Below are 15476 nucleotides of genomic sequence, written 5' to 3'. Positions count from 1 at the left end.
GCTGGCCGAGCGTGAACAGGCCCGGATCGGCCTGACCCGACCCGAACTGGCGGTGCTGCTGGCCTATGGCAAGCTGGATCTGTTCGACGGCGTCATCGCCTCGGACGCGCCGGACGATCCGTGGTTCGAGGCCACCCTGCGGGGCTATTTCCCCAAGGCGCTCGATCGATATGCCGATCAGATGCAGCGTCACCGCCTGAAGCGCGAGATCATCGCCACGGTGGTGGGCAACCAGATGATCAATATGTGCGGCCCGACCTTCCCGACTCGCCTGAGAGCCGCCGCGGGCTGTGACGTCACGGCCCTGGTCGTGGGTTTCGCCGCGGCTCGGGTCATCCTCGGCATCGACGCGCTTTGGCGCCAGGTCGGCGCCCTGGACGGCAAGGCCTCGGCGGCCGGCCAAACCGCGCTCTACAAGGCCCTGGCCTACGCCCTGCGAAGCCAGACCTTCTGGCTGGCGCGGCGCGCCTTCCGGGACAAGGCCACGGTCGGACAGCTGGTCGAAGCCTATGGAGCCTCGGTCAAGGCGCTCAGCGCCCTGACCCCGGGCATCCTGTCGCCATTCGAGCAGAAGGCGACCGCCAAGCGCGCGAAACTCTACATCTCTGAGGGCGCGCCCGAGACCCTCGCCAACGCCGTCGCCGCGCTGCAGCCCCTGACCACCGGCGCTGACCTGGTCGACCTGGCCAACGCCTCCAGCTGGTCGGTCGAGAATGTCGCTCGGCTCTATCACCAGGTCGGCGCCAACCTGGGTTTCGATCGCCTCCGCAGCGCGGCGGGATCGTTCGTGGGCGGCGACAGTTTCGAGCGCCTGGCCGTTCGCCGACTGGTCGAGGACATGCTCAGCGAGCAAACCAGCCTGACCCAGACCGTGCTCAAGTTCGCCGCCAACGCCCAGGCCGGTGACGATGAATTGTCGGCCAAGGCCGCCGTCACCTCGTGGCCGCCTTGCAGGCCGCGCAGGTCCGGGCCGCCAAACGCACGGTGGAAGACATCGAGCAGGCTGGCGGCGGCTGGAGTTTCGCCAAGCTGACCATCGCCAACGCCGCGCTGAGGGCCCTGGCCACGGCGAACTGACCCCCGGTTGTCGAAGCCCCGGCAAAGCGCCACACTGGCGCTCTGACCGGGGGCGATCATGACCAAGACACGCATCAGTTTGCTCGATTCGCTGCGGGGCTTGGGGTGCTGGGCATCCTGCTGTGCAATGCGCCGGATTTCGCCGTCGTGGCCGGCCTGGCCGAATCGGTGCGGCTCTGGCCGCACGGAACCGAGACGGACACCGTCTCGGTGTGGGTCGTCACCCAGTGGCTGTTCCAGCGCAAGTTCGTCACGCTGTTCGCCATGCTGTTTGGCGTCTCGATCTTCCTGGTCGGCGGCGAGCGGTCAGACCTGGAACGGGGCGCCATCCTACGCAAACGCCTGTCCTGGATGGTGCTGTTCGGGCTGCTGCACGGCTTCGTCATCTGGTTTGGCGACGTCCTGCTCAGCTACGCCCTGGCCGGATTCGCCGTCATGCTGGCCCGGTCCTGGGCGCCCTCGAAACTGCTCAAGGCCGGGATCGGCATCTGGTTGGGGCTGATCGCCCTGATGGCTGTCGGCATGGTCATGATGATGCTGATGCCCGAAGACATGACGGCGGCGAAGACCGCGGCCGAGGCGGCCAAGCACCAGCTCGGCGCCGCGCAATATGCCGGGACCTTCCTGCAGTCCCTGACCCAGAACGCCAAGGACCGCCTGATGTTTCTGGCCGGTGAGCCGGTGATCTTCCCGATGACCGCCAGCCTGATGATGATCGGCCTGGGCTGCTTCAAGCTGGGCGTGCTGACCGGCGAGGCCTCCAACCGGGTCTATGCGACCCTCACCGCCGTCGGCCTGTTCGCCCTGGCGATCGTCGGCGTCTGCTTCATCGCCTTCGCGACCCAGGGCCTTCCCAAGCCGCTGGGCAATTTCGCCGGCTGGCTGCAGATGGCCACGGCGCCGCTGACGACCCTGGCCTATGTCAGCCTGGTGGTGTTCGCCTCCCGGTCGTCAGGCTTCTGGAAGGCGATCCCCAAGGCCCTCGCCCCCGTGGGCCAGATGGCCTTCACCAACTACATCGCTCAATCGCTAATCATGACCGCGATCTTCTACGGCGGCCGCGGCCTGAGTCTGCATGGCCAGGTCGACCGGCCCGGCCTGGCGGCGATCACCGTCGGGATCTGGATCGCGCAGATCCTGTGGTCGCGCTGGTGGATGGACCGCTTCACCATGGGCCCGCTGGAATGGCTGTGGCGGCGCCTTTATCGCGGCCCGATGACCCTGCGCCGGTCCGCCCCGGCGCCGGTCGTCGCCTAGAGCGCGGCGAGGGTCTCGGTCAGGGCCCGTCCGAAATAGGTCCGCGTCTGATCAAACAGATCGGGACGATAGCGGGCGCGCGGATCATTGGCCCTGTCGTCATCGAAGGCATGGGTGGCGTCGGCGTGGAAGACGGTGTCGACAGACAGGCCGTCGCGGGTCAGGCGTTCCAGCGCCCGGCTGGGATGTTTCCAACCGACGACCTGGTCCTTGCCGGCCAGGACCGAGAAGACCCTCGGCCCCTGATCGCCCCATCCCTGGCGCGTCGTCAGGCCCGGATAGCCCGCATAGGGATAGACCAGCAGGGCCCCCCTGACCTGGGTCCGCAGTCGGCGCGGATCAGCATCGGGAAGTCCCGTCGCCCGGGCGGCGTTCTCACCGCTGGCATAGGCGTCCATGATCGCCCAGCCGCCGTGGCTCCAGCCGGCCAGGAAGACGCTATGCGCGTCCGCCCAGGCCTGGCCTTCCAGCCATGCGAGAATGGCGAACAGATCGGCCGCGCGCTTGACCCCTGCAAGGTCGTCCCGGTGCAGACGAACAGCTTGGCGTTCAGGGTCGAAATGCCCCGCGGCTTGAACGAGTCGACGACGATGGCGGCGTAGCCGGCCTCGACCGCCGTCTGGGCATAGGCCTCCAGAAAGGGCGTCTTACCGCCGCAGCCATGCAGGATCAGCGCCACCGGAAACGGCCCGTTCCCCGTCGGCCTGAACACCTTGGAGGCGTCAACGACCTTGGCTCCCCAGTCGGCGCTTTGCATCGATCCGTTCTCTCCGCTCATCCCGCCTGACGAAACCTAGTGCCTGAACACCCGCACGCCGGTGAAGGCCATGGTAAGGCCAAGCTTGTCGGCGGCGGCGATCACTTCCCCGTCACGCATCGAGCCGCCCGGCTGGATGATCGCCGTGGCGCCGGCTTCGGCGGCCTGGATCAGGCCGTCGGCGAACGGGAAGAAGGCCTCCGAGGCGCAGGCGCAACCCTGCAGGTCCAGGCCGAAATCAGCGGCGCGCAGGGCCGCGATCCGGGCCGAATCCTTGCGGTTCATCTGGCCGGCTCCGACGCCCAGGGTCTGGCCGTCGCGGGCATAGACGATGGCGTTGGACTTGACGTGCTTGCCGACCGTGAAGGCGAACAGCATGTCGCGCACTTCGGTGTCGGTCGGCTGGCGCTGGGTCACGATCTTCAGGTCGTCGGCCGTAATCCGCGCGTCATCCCGCGACTGCACCAGGAAGCCGCCGGCCACGCTCTTGAAGGTGTCGCCGGTCGACAGGGCGTCGGGCAGGCCGCCCGTGATCAGCAGGCGCAGGTTCTTCTTGGCGGCGAACACGGCGATGGCGTCATCGTCGGCTTCCGGGGCGATCACCACCTCGGTAAAGATCTCGACCATGGCCAGGGCCGCCTCTTTCGTGAGGCGCGAATTGACCGCCACGATGCCGCCGAAGGCCGAGGTCGGGTCGCAGGCCAGGGCCCGCTCATAGGCGTGGCGCTGGCTGCCGCCCACCGCCACGCCGCAGGGATTGGCGTGCTTGATGATCGCCACGGCCGGGCCCTGGGCCGGGTCGAACTCGGCGATCAGCTCGAAGGCCGCGTCGGTGTCATTGATGTTGTTGTAGCTGAGTTCCTTGCCCTGCAGCTGGGTCGCCGTGGCCACCCCGACCCTGGGATTGGGGAACGCATAGAAGGCAGCCTTCTGGTGCGGGTTCTCGCCATAGCGCATCACCTGGCGCAGCTCGCCAGAGATGGTCTTGCGGGCCGGGAAGGCCTGACCCAGCTGGCCGGCGAACCAGGCGCTGATCGCCGCGTCATAGGCCGCCGTGCGGGCATAGGCGCGAGCCGCCAACTGCTGGCGCAGGGCCAGGGTGGTCCCGCCGGTCTTCAGCGCTTCCAACACTTCGGCCACATCGGACGGATCGGTGCAGACGGCGACATAGCCGTGGTTCTTGGCCGCCGAGCGGATCATGGCCGGACCGCCGATGTCGATGTTCTCGACGCATTCGGCATAGTCGCCGCCCTTGGCGACCGTGGCCTCGAACGGATACAGATTCACATAGAGGATATCGATGCCGCCGATGCCGTGGTCGGCCATGGCCTTGGCGTGTTCGGGGGCGTCGCGCACGCCCAGCAGGCCGCCGTGGACGATGGGGTGCAGGGTCTTGACCCGGCCGTCCATCATCTCGGGAAAGCCCGTCAGATCCGAGACGTCCTTGACCGGCAGGCCGGCCGCCGCGATCGCCGCCTTGGTGCCGCCGGTCGAGACCAGCTCGACGCCCGCCTCGTGCAGGACACGCGCCGCCTCGACCAGGCCGGTCTTGTCGGAAACCGACAGCAGGGCCCGCTTGGGGACGACGAGATCGGGGGCGGACGGATAGTCAGGGGCGGCGGGCACGGCGGGACTCCGGGTCTGGGGAAGACGAAGGGGGAGCCCAGGCGCGCGGCATATGGGGTCCGCGCTCCCCGGTGGTGCACCACCTTGAGCGCCAGTCACGCGAACGGCCGGAAAATACGGCGGCCAGCCGGGGAGTCAACATCGCGGCGCCGACCGACAAGACTTGGGGATCGGCCCGAACGCCGGCCTGGACGCTGGACAGGGCCCCTTGTCGCGCCCATATCGGCCTCCATGCGCACGCACGACGCCGATGTCATCATCGCCGGAGCCGGCATGGCCGGTTCGACCCTGGCCCTGGCCCTGGCCTCGGCCGGCCTGAAGCCCCTGCTGGTGGATCCTCAGCCTTTCGACAGTCAGTTGGCGCCCAGCTTCGACGGCCGATCCTCGGCTATCGCCTATTCCTCGTTCCGCCAGTGGCGCACCCTGGGCGCGGGCGAGGCCTTGGCGCCGCACGCCCAGCGGATCGAGCAGATCCTGGTCACTGACGGCAAGGCCCCCGGGGCCAGCGCGTCGGGGCCGTCAGCCTTCTTCCTGCGTTTTGACTCCAGCGAGATCGCCGACCGCTCCGATGGAGAGCCGCTGGGCTATCTGATCGAAAACCGTCAAATCCGCGCGGCCCTGTCGGCCACGGTTCTGGCCCAGAATATCACGGTCCTGGCCCCGGTCGCGGCCAGCGGCCTCGAGGTCGACGCCGGCGGGGCCACGGTGATCCTGACCGATGGCCGTCGGCTGTCCGCGCCCCTGGTCGTCAGCGCCGAAGGGCGCCAATCGGTTCTGCGCAAGGCTGCGGGGATCGGCGACATTGGCTGGGGCTACGGCCAGAGCGGCGTGGTGGCCACGGTTCGGATGCAGCGACCCCACGAGGGCGTGGCCCACGAATATTTCCTGCCCAATGGCCCCTTCGCGATCCTACCGCTCACCGACAATCGCGCCAGCCTGGTCTGGACGGAGACGACCAAGGCCGCCGAGGCGCTGCGACAAGCCAGCCCCGAGGCCTTCCACAGTCATCTGATGCGGCGGTTCGGTGACTTCCTGGGAACCGTCGAGATGGCGGGGCCGACCTTCATTTACCCGCTGTCCCTGTCCCTGGCCGAGCGGCTGACGGCCCCTCGCCTGGCCCTGATCGGCGACGCCGCCCACGGCGTCCATCCGATCGCCGGCCAGGGTCTGAACCTGGGCCTCAAGGACGCCGCGGCCCTGGCCGAAGTGCTGGCAGAGGCCCTGCGTAACGGTGAGGACATCGGCAGCGACGTCGTGCTGGAACGCTATGCGCGCTGGCGGCGGTTCGACAATGTCACCAACGCCCTGGCCTTCGACAGCTTCGTGCGCCTGTTTTCCAACGACAATCGGCTGCTGCGGCTAGCGCGCGGGATCGGCCTGGCGGCGGTCAATCGTATCGCGCCCGCCCGGCGGTTCTTCATGCACGAAGCCGGCGGCGGCGTGGGCGACCTGCCCATCCTCTTGCGGGGCGGGGCGCTCTGAGGTCGCCTATTCGCCTTCGGCGAGGCTGCGGGCTTCTTCGGGCAGCATGATCGGCACGCCGTCCCGGATCGGATAGGCCAGCTTGGCCGAATGGCTGATCAATTCGCCCCGGGCCCGGTCATAGAACAAGGGCGCGCGAGTCACCGGGCAAACCAGCACCTCCAGCAGGCGCGGGTCCAGGTCGGCGGGCGGGGGCGAGGGCGCAGCGGTCATGATCGCCTTGTAGGGCCATTCCAGCGTGAAGAAAACGGCCGTGGCGTCGTAGGGCCATCCATAGACTGAATCATTGTATCGAGGTCGGCTCGTCGTCGTCGCCGAGCGTGGCGTCGATCTCCAGAAGCGCCACCAGGGTCTCGCGGCGGTCCGCCAGGGTGGGGGCTTCGAGCAGGGCCTGCTTCTCCAGCGGGTCGAACGGCAGGGCCATGGACAGGCTGTTGATCAGCGCCTCGCTCGGGGCCGATTCCGCGCTCGTCCAGTCGATGGCCAGGCCACGATGATCGAGATAGCGGCGAAGCGCCGCCAGCAACGGGCCCGGCTCGGCGACCGACCCGGGCGACTCGAGCAGATCGGCCTCAAAGCCCGTGAAATCGGCGCGGACCTGGCGATAGGGCGCGCGCGCCGGCAGTTCCTCGCCCAGCTTGAACCGGCACACGCCGGTCAGGGTGACGAGGTAGCGGCCATCGCCCGTTTCGGCGAAGCTGGTCACCCGCCCCGCGCAGCCGATCGGGGCCAGCCGCGGGTGCTCGTTGGCGCCGCCAGGACGGGTCTGAACCATGCCGATCATCCGCTCGCCGGACATGACGTCATCGAGCATGTTGAGATAACGCGGCTCGAAGATGTTCAGCGGCAACTGGCCGTGCGGCAGCAGCAGCACCCCGTCCAGCGGGAAGACCGGGATCACCAACGGCAGGTCGCGCGCGGTCCGATAGACACCCGGCATGGGCGGCTCCTAGCTGAACAGAAGGGATGAGAGGCGCTTGCGGCCCTGCTTGGCGACCTCGGAGGCGTAGCCGGCGGCCTCGAAGACCGTCAGCAGCTGCTTGCGGGCCGCCTCGTCGTTCCAGGCCCGGTCGCGACGGATGATCTCCAGCAGATGATCTGAGGCCTCCTGCAAGCGACCCGCTCCGGCCAGGGCCTTGGCCAGCTCAAGGCGCGCCTCGTGATCGTCAGGGTCCGCGGCGAGCCGCGCCTCGAACGGCGCGGTTTCCGAGGGGGCCGCCTCCGCCAGGGCCAGGGCGGCGCGCACGCTGTCCAGATCTGGATCCTTGGCCCCGGCCGGCGCCATGGCCACGACCTCGGCCGCGCGCTCAAGATCGCCGCCGTCCAGATAGCATCGCGCCAGACCGCCCAGAGCCTTCACATTGGCTGGGTCCATCTGCAGCACCTGGGCGAAGGCCTGGGCCGCGCCGCCCAGGTCGCCCAGGCTGACGGATTCCTTGGCCATGGCCAGAAGGGCGTCGACGTCGCTTTCCTTGGGCGGACCCGAGATGCGGGCGATAAAGGCCTTCAGCTCGCTGTCGGGGACAGCGCCCTGGAAGCCGTCCACCGGCTGGCCGTCGACGAAGGCGTAGACGGTCGGGATCGACTGCACCCGAAGCTGCCCCGAATAGCCGGGATTCTTGTCGACATCGATCTTGACCAGCTTGACCGCCCCGTCGGCCGCGGCGACCGCCTTTTCCAGAGCCGGCGTCAGCTGGCGACAGGGCCCGCACCAGGTGGCCCAGAAGTCGACAATGACCGGTTGGATCTTGGACGCCTCGATCACGTCGGCCAGGAAGCTAGCGTCCGTACCGTCCTTGATGTGCGGATTCTTGCCGCCGGCGGCGATGGGGGCGGGCTTTTCGCCGATCAGGGCCATCGAAACTCTCTCGTCACTGGGCGTTCAACGCGTTCGAACCCAAGATGGTCCCTGGCGGGCGGGTTCGCAATCGCGCCCGAAGCCTCAGACCACCGTCATCGCGGTAAAATCGACGATCATCGGCTCAACGCCGAGGGCCGCGAGGAACCGCCGGAAGCCGTCCTGGCTCAGAGCCGTGGTGGCGTCATTGCCCAGCGGGTGGAAATTGACCGGGTCGGCCTGGGCCAGGGCCGCGTCGAGCACGAAGCGCACCCGGTGATCGGTATCGTTGATCAGGCCGAGGGCCGTCACCGAGCCCGGCCTCACGCCAAGGGTCTCGACCATCAGGGCCTCGGCCCCGAACGACAGGCGGCTAGAGCCGATCACCGTGTGCAGGCGCTTGAGGTCGATGACCGTCTCGCCCAGGGCCGAGATCAGCCACAGCTGACCCTTGGCGTCCTTGAGGAACAGGTTCTTGGTGTGGCCGCCCGGCAGGGCCGCCTTGATCTCGAGCCCCTCCTCCACCCGGAACAACGGGGCATGGTCGAGGGTGAAATGGGCGATCGCCTGGGCGTCGAGGAAGGCGAAAAGGTCGGCGCGGCTCTTCATCCGAACTTCCTAGACCAGGCCGGCGACGCGTGGAACTGGACGCCTGCGCCTCACGGACGCTAGACCAGTGGCAAGGCCAAGAAACCAAAGGGAAGAGACCGGCATGGAACTGGAGTGCTACCCCCTCGAGCCGCGTCCGCCCGAGATCGTCGCCGGCCGGCCGCAGCGGGCCTGGATGGACCACTTCGCCGACCGCCACGCCTATCGCTGCCTGCCCCTGACCATGGCCAACACCACAGGCTGGGAAATCCTTTGCCCCGTCGGCTTCACCGCCACCTGGGACGGCGGGCCCCACCAGAGCGCCATCACCTTCCGTCCCGATCATCCGCATCCGGGGTTCGCCGATTTCGTCAAGTCGCACTTCTCGCGCGGCGTCATGACCTTCCATCCCGGCTATCTGTTCCGCACCCCGCCAGGCTGGTCGATCTGGACCGGCGGGCCGCCCAATCACGTCAAGGACGGCGTCCAGCCGCTGGCCGGCCTGGTCGAGACCGACTGGCTGCCCTTCCCCTTCACGATGAACTGGATCTTCACCCGCCCGGGCACGGTGCGCTTCGAGAAGGGCGAGCCGTTCTGCTTCTTCATGATGATGCAGGACAAGGCCATGGAGCAGGTTCAGCCGGTGATCCGCTCGATGAACTCCAACCCCGACCTTCGCAAGCAATACGATGTCTGGGCCGAGAAGCGCGGCGAGTTCAACAGCCTGATCTTCAAGCGCGATCCCGAGGCCACCAAGGAGGCCTGGCAGCGCTTCTACTTCAAGGGCGAGTATCCCGAGGAGATCGAAGAGCCTGCCCCCGCCGGCCACGTCAACAAGCGGCGGCTGAAGGCGCCGAAACTGGGCAGCTAGGCCCGCGGCGCCGTCGGCTTCAGACCGCCTTCACGGCCGAAACGATGGCGCTGACCACCCTCTGGACCATGGCTTGGTCGTCGCCCTCCGCCATGATGCGGATCAGGGGCTCGGTGCCCGAGGCGCGCACGACGATGCGGCCAGAGCCGTTCAGCTGGGCCTCGCCGTCGGCGATGGCCTCCTTGACGGTCTTGGCGTCGAGCGGCTTGCCGCCGGCGAAACGCACGTTCTCGAGGATCTGCGGGGCCGGCTCGAACTGCCGGCCCAGGGCGCTCATCGGCTTGCCGCTCTCGATCATCACCGCCAGCACCTGCAGGGCGGCGATCAGACCATCCCCGGTGGTCGAGAAGTCCGACAGGATCACGTGGCCCGACTGTTCGCCGCCGAGATTGAAGCCGCCCTCGCGCATCCGGGCCATCACGTGGCGATCGCCGACGCTGGTGCGCTCCAGGGTCAGGCCCTTGTCCGAGAGGAACCGTTCCAGGCCCAGGTTCGACATGACCGTGGCCACCACGCCGCCCGCCTTCAGCGTGCCGGCCTTGGCGTAGGCGGCGGCGATGATCGCCATGATCTGGTCGCCGTCGACGACCAGGCCCTTCTCGTCGCAGATCACCAGGCGGTCGGCATCGCCATCCAGGGCGATGCCGATGTCGGCCCGGTACTCGCGTACCAGCCGGGCCATGGCGTCGGGATGGGTCGAGCCGCATTCAGCGTTGATATTGGTGCCGTTGGGGGCCACGCCGATCGGGAAGACCTCGGCGCCCAGCTCATAGAGGGCGGTGGGAGCGACCTTGTAGGCCGCGCCATGGGCGCAATCGATGACGATCCGCAGGCCCGACAGCGACAGGTGGCGCGGGAAGGTGGCCTTGACGATCTCGACATAGCGAGCCTGGGCGTCATCGATGCGCATGACCCGGCCCAGGCCGCGCGGCGGGGCCAGGCCCTCCTGCAGACCCTCGTCCATCAGGGCCTCGATCTTCAGCTCCTGCTCATCGGACAGCTTGTAGCCGTCGGGGCCGAACAGCTTGATGCCGTTGTCGGCATAGTCGTTGTGGCTGGCGCTGATCATCACGCCCAGGTCGGCGCGCATCGAGCGGGTCATCATCGCCACGGCCGGCGTCGGCAGCGGACCAAACAGCCGCACATCCATCCCGACGCTGGCGAATCCGGCGACCAGGGCCGGCTCGATCATGTAGCCTGACAGGCGGGTGTCCTTGCCGATCACCACCAGGTGGCGGCGATCATCCTGCGAGCGAAACAGCTTTCCGGCCGCCAGTCCGACCCGCAGGGCGACCTCGGCCGTCATCGGATGCTTGTTGGCCTGACCGCGAATGCCGTCGGTGCCGAAATAGGCGCGCTTGCTCATGGATCTCTACCGGGGTCGCGAAACGTTTCGAAATGCAGATTTATGATGGCGAGTCCTGCACGAATGCTAAAGCCCAGCTGCGTTTAATGAGCTCGCGTCCGAGGAGAGTTACTCCCGGCGCATGGGTTTGACAAAGGATTGGTCCATGTGCGGCATCATCGGCATCGTCGGAACCAGGCCTGTCGCCGAGCGCCTGGTCGATAGCCTCAAGCGCCTTGAGTATCGCGGCTATGACTCCGCGGGGGTCGCGGCCGTGGTGGACGGAAAGGTCGAGCGCCGCCGCGCCCAGGGCAAGCTGCGCAATCTGGAGGCCGTGCTCGCCGAGCAGCCCCTGGTCGCCCAGAACGGCATCGGCCACGTGCGCTGGGCCACGCACGGCGCGCCCAATGTCAAGAATGCCCACCCCCACACCGCCGGCCGGGTTACCTTGGTGCACAACGGCATCATCGAGAATTTCGCCGAGCTGAAGGTCGAGCTGGCCGCCACGGGCCGCCTGTTCGAAAGCGATACCGACACCGAGGTTATCGCCCAGTTGATCGACGCCGAACTGGCGACCGGCCTGGGGCCGCTGGAGGCCTTCAAGGCCGCGCTCGACCGCCTGACCGGCGCCTATGCCCTGGCCGTGCTGATTGAGGGGGCCGACAACCTGATCCTCGGCGCGCGTCGCGGCAGTCCGCTGGTGGTCGGCGACGGCGACGGCGAGATGTTTCTGGGCTCCGACGCCCTGGCCGTGGGCCCCTTCACCAACCGAGTGACCTATCTGGAGGAGGGCGACTATGTGGCCCTCGACCACAACTCCGCCCGGATCTTCGACGCCTCGGGCGCGGCCGTCACGCGCCCGGTCAAGATCGTCGCCGCCTCGGCCGTCATGCTGGAAAAGGGCAACTACCGGCACTTCATGGAGAAGGAAATCCACGAGCAGCCCGAGGGCTGCCAACGGACGATCTCGGCCTATGTCGACGCCCTGACGTCCCGCTCCGCCATGCCCGGCGACATCGATCTGGCGGCCCTGGAGCGCATCCAGATCGTCGCCTGCGGCACCTCCTACATCGCCGGCATGATCGGCAAGTACCTGATCGAGCAGTTGGCCGACCTGCCGGTCGATGTCGAGATCGCTTCGGAGTTCCGCTATCGCAGCCCGGCCCTGCGCCCGGGCTCGCTGGTCGTCGCCATGTCGCAGTCCGGCGAGACCGCCGACACCCTGGCCGCCCTGCGCTACTGCAAGGCCAGGGGCATGAAGAGCGCCGTGGTGGTCAACGCCCAGGAATCGACCATGGCCCGCGAGGTCGACGTGGTATGGCCGATCCATTGCGGCGTCGAGATCGGGGTCGCCTCAACCAAGGCCTTCACCGCCCAGGTCAGCGTGATGATCGCCCTGGCCGTGGCCGCCGCCAAGGCGCGCGGCCGGATCGACGACGCCGAGGAGCAGCGCCTGGTCAAGGTGATGCTGGAAGCCCCCCGCCTGATCGCCGAAGCCATCGGCCTGGAAGACGCCCTCAAGGACATCGCCGCCGAGATCGCCAAGGCGCGCGACGTGCTGTTCCTGGGACGCGGCCCGATGTCGGCCCTGGCCCTGGAGGGTGCGCTGAAGCTCAAGGAGATCAGCTACATCCACGCCGAGGGCTATGCCGCCGGCGAGCTGAAGCATGGACCGATCGCCCTGGTCGACGACCAGACGCCGATCATCATTCTCGCGCCCTATGACAACTGGTTCGAGAAGTCGGCCTCAAACATGAGCGAGGTCATGGCCCGCGGCGGCCAGGTGGTGTTCATCACCGACCCCGAAGGCGCCAAGCACGCCCCGGCCGGGGCCAAGGTGGTGGTCACGGCCCCGTCCTGCGATCCGCTGGTTTCGACCCTGGTGATGTCGGCCCCTATCCAGCTGCTTGCTTATCACGTGGCCGTCCACAAGGGCGCCGACGTCGACCAGCCGCGCAACCTGGCCAAGTCGGTGACGGTGGAATAGGGGCCGGGCGCCGCCACATGCCGGCGCCGCTGCGGGCCGAACGGATCTCGCGATAGCCCCACACGGCACACAGCCTCGCCCCAGATCGCCGGGCTGCTCGCAATAACCTTGCGGCGGCCATGGCAATTTCTCCGCGCATGGGAGAAAAATTCCAACCCGGGCTGGACTAAGGGTCGCATCAGAAAGCCTGTTCTTGCTTCCGGAGCCCGCCGGGCGTAACGGGTCACCGCGCCCGAAGGTCGGGCCGTATCAGTCGAATTGGAGGTCGCGATGGGTTACCGGGTCGCCGTGGTCGGCGCCACGGGCAATGTGGGCCGTGAAATGTTCAACATCCTCGAGGAAGTGAACTTCCCCGTGGAAAAGATGCATGCCATCGCCTCGCGCAAATCCATCGGCGTGGAAGTCTCGTTCGGCGCGCAGATTCTCAAGTGCGAGGACCTGGCTCAGTTCGACTTCAGCAAGGTCGACATCGTGCTGATGAGCGCCGGCGGCGCCATCTCCAAGGAATGGGGCGAGAAGATCGGCGCGGCCGGTCCCATCGTCATCGACAATTCCAGCCACTTCCGGATGGACCCGGACGTGCCCCTGATCGTGCCGGAAGTAAACCCGGACGCCGTCAAGGACATGCGCAAGAACATCATCGCCAACCCCAACTGCTCCACGGCGCAGCTGGTGGTCGTGCTCAAGCCCCTGCATGACGAAGCCAAGATCAAGCGCGTCGTCGTCTCGACCTATCAGTCGGTGTCCGGCGCGGGCAAGGAAGGCATGGACGAGCTGTGGGAGCAGACCAAGGGCGTGTTCGTCCTCGGCGCCCCGCCGCCCAAGAAATTCACCAAGCAGATCGCCTTCAACGTCATCCCCACATCGACTCCTTCATGGAGGACGGCTTCACGAAGGAAGAGTGGAAGATGATGATGGAGACCAAGAAGATCCTGGACCCCTCCATCAAGCTGGTCGCCACCTGCGTGCGGGTTCCGGTGATGGTCGGGCATGCCGAAGCGATCAATATCGAGTTCGCAACCCCCCTGGACGAGGACGACGTGCGCGAGATCCTGCGCGACGCCGACGGCGTTCAGGTGGTCGATAAGCGCGAGGACGGCGGCTATATGACGCCCAAGGAATGCGCCGGCGAATTCCCGGTCTATGTCTCGCGCATCCGCACCGACCCGACGGTCGAGAACGGCATCGTGCTCTGGTGCGTCGCCGACAACCTGCGCAAGGGCGCGGCGCTGAACGCGGTGCAGATCGCCCAGCTCCTCCACGAGCGCGGCCTGATCAAGCAGGCGATCCCGGCCTAGACCTCGCGCCCGCAAGAAGCGGGTGGCCGATCTGGGGCTCCCGGGACCTTAGGTTCCGGGAGCCTTTTTATTGTTGCGACAGGAAACAGCGCCATGGCGTCGGACAACAGCATGGTGAAGGATGAAGGCCGGGCGGCGCTGATCGCCGGCATGGCCTGCTATCTGCTGTGGGGCTTCCTGCCTCTCTACTTCCACGCCCTGGCCCTGTTGGGAGTAGGCTCCTGGGAGATGATCGCTCACCGGACGCTGTGGTCGGTGTTGTGGGCCGGCGGACTGGTGCTGCTGGCCCGCCAGGGCGGCCAGGTCGCCGCGGTGCTGCGGCAACCCAAGACCCTGGGGATCCTGGCCCTGTCGACCCTGGCCATCTTCGCCAACTGGACGATCTATGTCTTCGCGGTCAATGCCGGCCATGTGATCGAGGCCAGCCTCGGCTACTATATCAACCCGCTGATGAACATGGCGGCCGGGGCTCTGCTGTTTCGGGAACGGATGAGCGTCGAGGGCAAGGTCGCCATCGGTCTCGCCGCCGTCGGGGTCGCCATCCAGACCCTGGCCCTGGGCCATTTGCCGGTCGTCTCTCTGGGCCTGGCCCTGACCTTTTGCGTCTATGCCATCCTGCGAAAGCAGGTGAAGGCCGACGCTCAGACGGGGCTGTTCATCGAGTGCGCCTATCTGGCGGTCCCAGGCTTGATCTATGTGCTGCACCTGCAGTCGACCGGCGCCGGGCATTTCGGCGGCGGCGTCAGCGTCACGACGCTGTTGATGCTGGCTGGACCGGCGACCGTGGTTCCGCTGGCGCTCTTCGCCTGGTCGGCGCGCCGCCTGCCCCTGAGCGCGGTGGGCTTCCTCCAGTTCATCGCGCCCACGATCCAGTTCCTGCTCGGCGTTCTCCTGGGCGAGGCCTTCACGCCGATGCGGGCCTTGTCGTTCGTGTTCATCTGGCTGGGTGTGGCCGTCTTCGCCTATGGAGCCTGGAAGCGCACGCGGTCGGTAGCGGCCTGATCCAAGACCGGTCGTCGGTCGGAAAGCGATCCTGACCGGCGGCGCTCGCCTAGGACCCCGAAGCGCACCCCGCCGCCGGACCCTTGGACCGGGACGCCGCCAGTTCGGCGCGAGCGGCTTCCAGATCAGTCCTGAAGGCCGCCTCCGCGTGCAGGCGTGAAACCACCGCGGCGCCGATCAGGCGTCCAGCCTGGATGTCGCTGGGATAATGCACGCCGCAGATCACCCGGCCGTTCGCCGATCTCGAGCCCGCGCGCCAGGAGCGGCTGGGCCCGCGCCCGGCGCCAGTTCGGCCAGGACGAGGCTCCAGGCCCACCCCACCGCGCCGCTGCCCGAGGGATAGGACGGG

General features: G+C 67.6%; 13 protein-coding genes, 2 pseudogenes and 1 riboswitch. Of the genes and pseudogenes, 7 read left to right on the top strand and 8 right to left on the bottom strand.

Annotated features, from left to right (window positions below; all coding sequences use genetic code 11):
• Together CSW58_RS04200 and CSW58_RS04195 are read left to right on the top strand one after the other, a co-directional pair.
• Window positions 1-1077 (top strand): annotated as a pseudogene (locus CSW58_RS04200) (NAD-glutamate dehydrogenase); the annotation flags it as partial.
• 105 nt (window positions 1078-1182) lie between these two features.
• On the top strand, window positions 1183-2334 hold the full coding sequence (locus CSW58_RS04195) for a DUF418 domain-containing protein (protein ID WP_236627642.1): 1152 nt from the start codon (window positions 1183-1185) through the stop codon (window positions 2332-2334).
• Here the strand turns inward: CSW58_RS04195 and CSW58_RS14915 are convergent.
• Complete coding sequence (locus CSW58_RS14915) at window positions 2331-2732, bottom strand: hypothetical protein (protein ID WP_236627641.1); 402 nt, start codon at window positions 2730-2732, stop codon at window positions 2331-2333. The two genes, CSW58_RS04195 and CSW58_RS14915, sit on opposite strands and share 4 nt — an antisense overlap.
• Before the next feature lie 395 nt (window positions 2733-3127).
• On the bottom strand, window positions 3128-4717 hold the full coding sequence (gene purH, locus CSW58_RS04185; RefSeq protein WP_099446430.1) for a bifunctional phosphoribosylaminoimidazolecarboxamide formyltransferase/IMP cyclohydrolase: 1590 nt from the start codon (window positions 4715-4717) through the stop codon (window positions 3128-3130).
• A gap of 28 nt (window positions 4718-4745) precedes the next feature.
• Window positions 4746-4826, bottom strand: a riboswitch (ZMP/ZTP riboswitch).
• 122 nt (window positions 4827-4948) lie between these two features.
• On the opposite strand from purH, the gene CSW58_RS04180 reads away from it, so the two are divergent.
• Window positions 4949-6199 (top strand): UbiH/UbiF/VisC/COQ6 family ubiquinone biosynthesis hydroxylase, encoded by a 1251-nt coding sequence (locus CSW58_RS04180; protein WP_099446429.1) that lies wholly within the window; start codon window positions 4949-4951, stop codon window positions 6197-6199.
• Between the two features lie 6 nt (window positions 6200-6205).
• Here the strand turns inward: CSW58_RS04180 and CSW58_RS04175 are convergent, their stop codons facing one another.
• The 4 genes from CSW58_RS04175 to CSW58_RS04160 all read right to left on the bottom strand — a co-directional run bounded on the left by CSW58_RS04175 (window position 6206) and on the right by CSW58_RS04160 (window position 8645).
• A complete protein-coding gene (locus CSW58_RS04175) occupies window positions 6206-6412 on the bottom strand; it encodes a Trm112 family protein (RefSeq protein WP_099446428.1) in 207 nt (68 codons plus the stop codon).
• A 70-nt stretch (window positions 6413-6482) separates the two neighbouring features.
• Window positions 6483-7139, bottom strand: coding sequence for an LON peptidase substrate-binding domain-containing protein (locus tag CSW58_RS04170; RefSeq protein ID WP_099446427.1), 657 nt, complete (start codon window positions 7137-7139; stop codon window positions 6483-6485).
• 9 nt (window positions 7140-7148) lie between these two features.
• A complete protein-coding gene (locus CSW58_RS04165) occupies window positions 7149-8057 on the bottom strand; it encodes a co-chaperone YbbN (RefSeq protein WP_099446426.1) in 909 nt (302 codons plus the stop codon).
• 84 nt (window positions 8058-8141) lie between these two features.
• A complete protein-coding gene (locus CSW58_RS04160) occupies window positions 8142-8645 on the bottom strand; it encodes a prolyl-tRNA synthetase associated domain-containing protein (RefSeq protein ID WP_099446425.1) in 504 nt (167 codons plus the stop codon).
• A 103-nt stretch (window positions 8646-8748) separates the two neighbouring features.
• Between CSW58_RS04160 and CSW58_RS04155 the strand changes: the two genes are divergently transcribed.
• The gene (locus CSW58_RS04155; RefSeq protein WP_099446424.1) at window positions 8749-9495 is read left to right on the top strand and encodes a DUF6065 family protein; all 747 of its coding nucleotides are present in this window, start codon (window positions 8749-8751) and stop codon (window positions 9493-9495) included.
• A gap of 19 nt (window positions 9496-9514) precedes the next feature.
• On the opposite strand, the gene glmM is transcribed toward CSW58_RS04155, so the two are convergent.
• Window positions 9515-10861 carry a phosphoglucosamine mutase gene (glmM, locus tag CSW58_RS04150; RefSeq protein WP_099446423.1) on the bottom strand — a complete coding sequence of 449 codons (1347 nt, stop codon included), beginning with the start codon at window positions 10859-10861 and terminating at the stop codon, window positions 9515-9517.
• 145 nt (window positions 10862-11006) lie between these two features.
• Between glmM and glmS the strand changes: the two genes are divergently transcribed.
• The 3 genes and pseudogenes from glmS to rarD all read left to right on the top strand — a co-directional run bounded on the left by glmS (window position 11007) and on the right by rarD (window position 15127).
• Window positions 11007-12827: a glutamine--fructose-6-phosphate transaminase (isomerizing) gene (glmS, locus tag CSW58_RS04145; RefSeq protein ID WP_099446422.1), complete on the top strand. Its 1821-nt coding sequence runs from the start codon at window positions 11007-11009 to the stop codon at window positions 12825-12827.
• 270 nt (window positions 12828-13097) lie between these two features.
• A pseudogene (locus CSW58_RS04140) lies at window positions 13098-14125 on the top strand (aspartate-semialdehyde dehydrogenase).
• A gap of 111 nt (window positions 14126-14236) precedes the next feature.
• Window positions 14237-15127, top strand: a complete 891-nt coding sequence (gene rarD / locus CSW58_RS04135) for an EamA family transporter RarD (protein WP_099446431.1) — start codon at window positions 14237-14239, stop codon at window positions 15125-15127.
• A gap of 49 nt (window positions 15128-15176) precedes the next feature.
• Here the strand turns inward: rarD and CSW58_RS13990 are convergent, their stop codons facing one another.
• Complete coding sequence (locus CSW58_RS13990; protein WP_161494561.1) at window positions 15177-15341, bottom strand: hypothetical protein; 165 nt, start codon at window positions 15339-15341, stop codon at window positions 15177-15179.
• Window positions 15342-15476 lie beyond the last annotated feature (135 nt).

It is taken from the genome of Caulobacter sp. B11 (genome assembly GCF_002737765.1).
In the GTDB taxonomy this organism is placed as follows: Bacteria; Pseudomonadota; Alphaproteobacteria; order Caulobacterales; family Caulobacteraceae; genus Caulobacter.
This window is presented reverse-complemented; position numbering and strand designations above follow the sequence as displayed.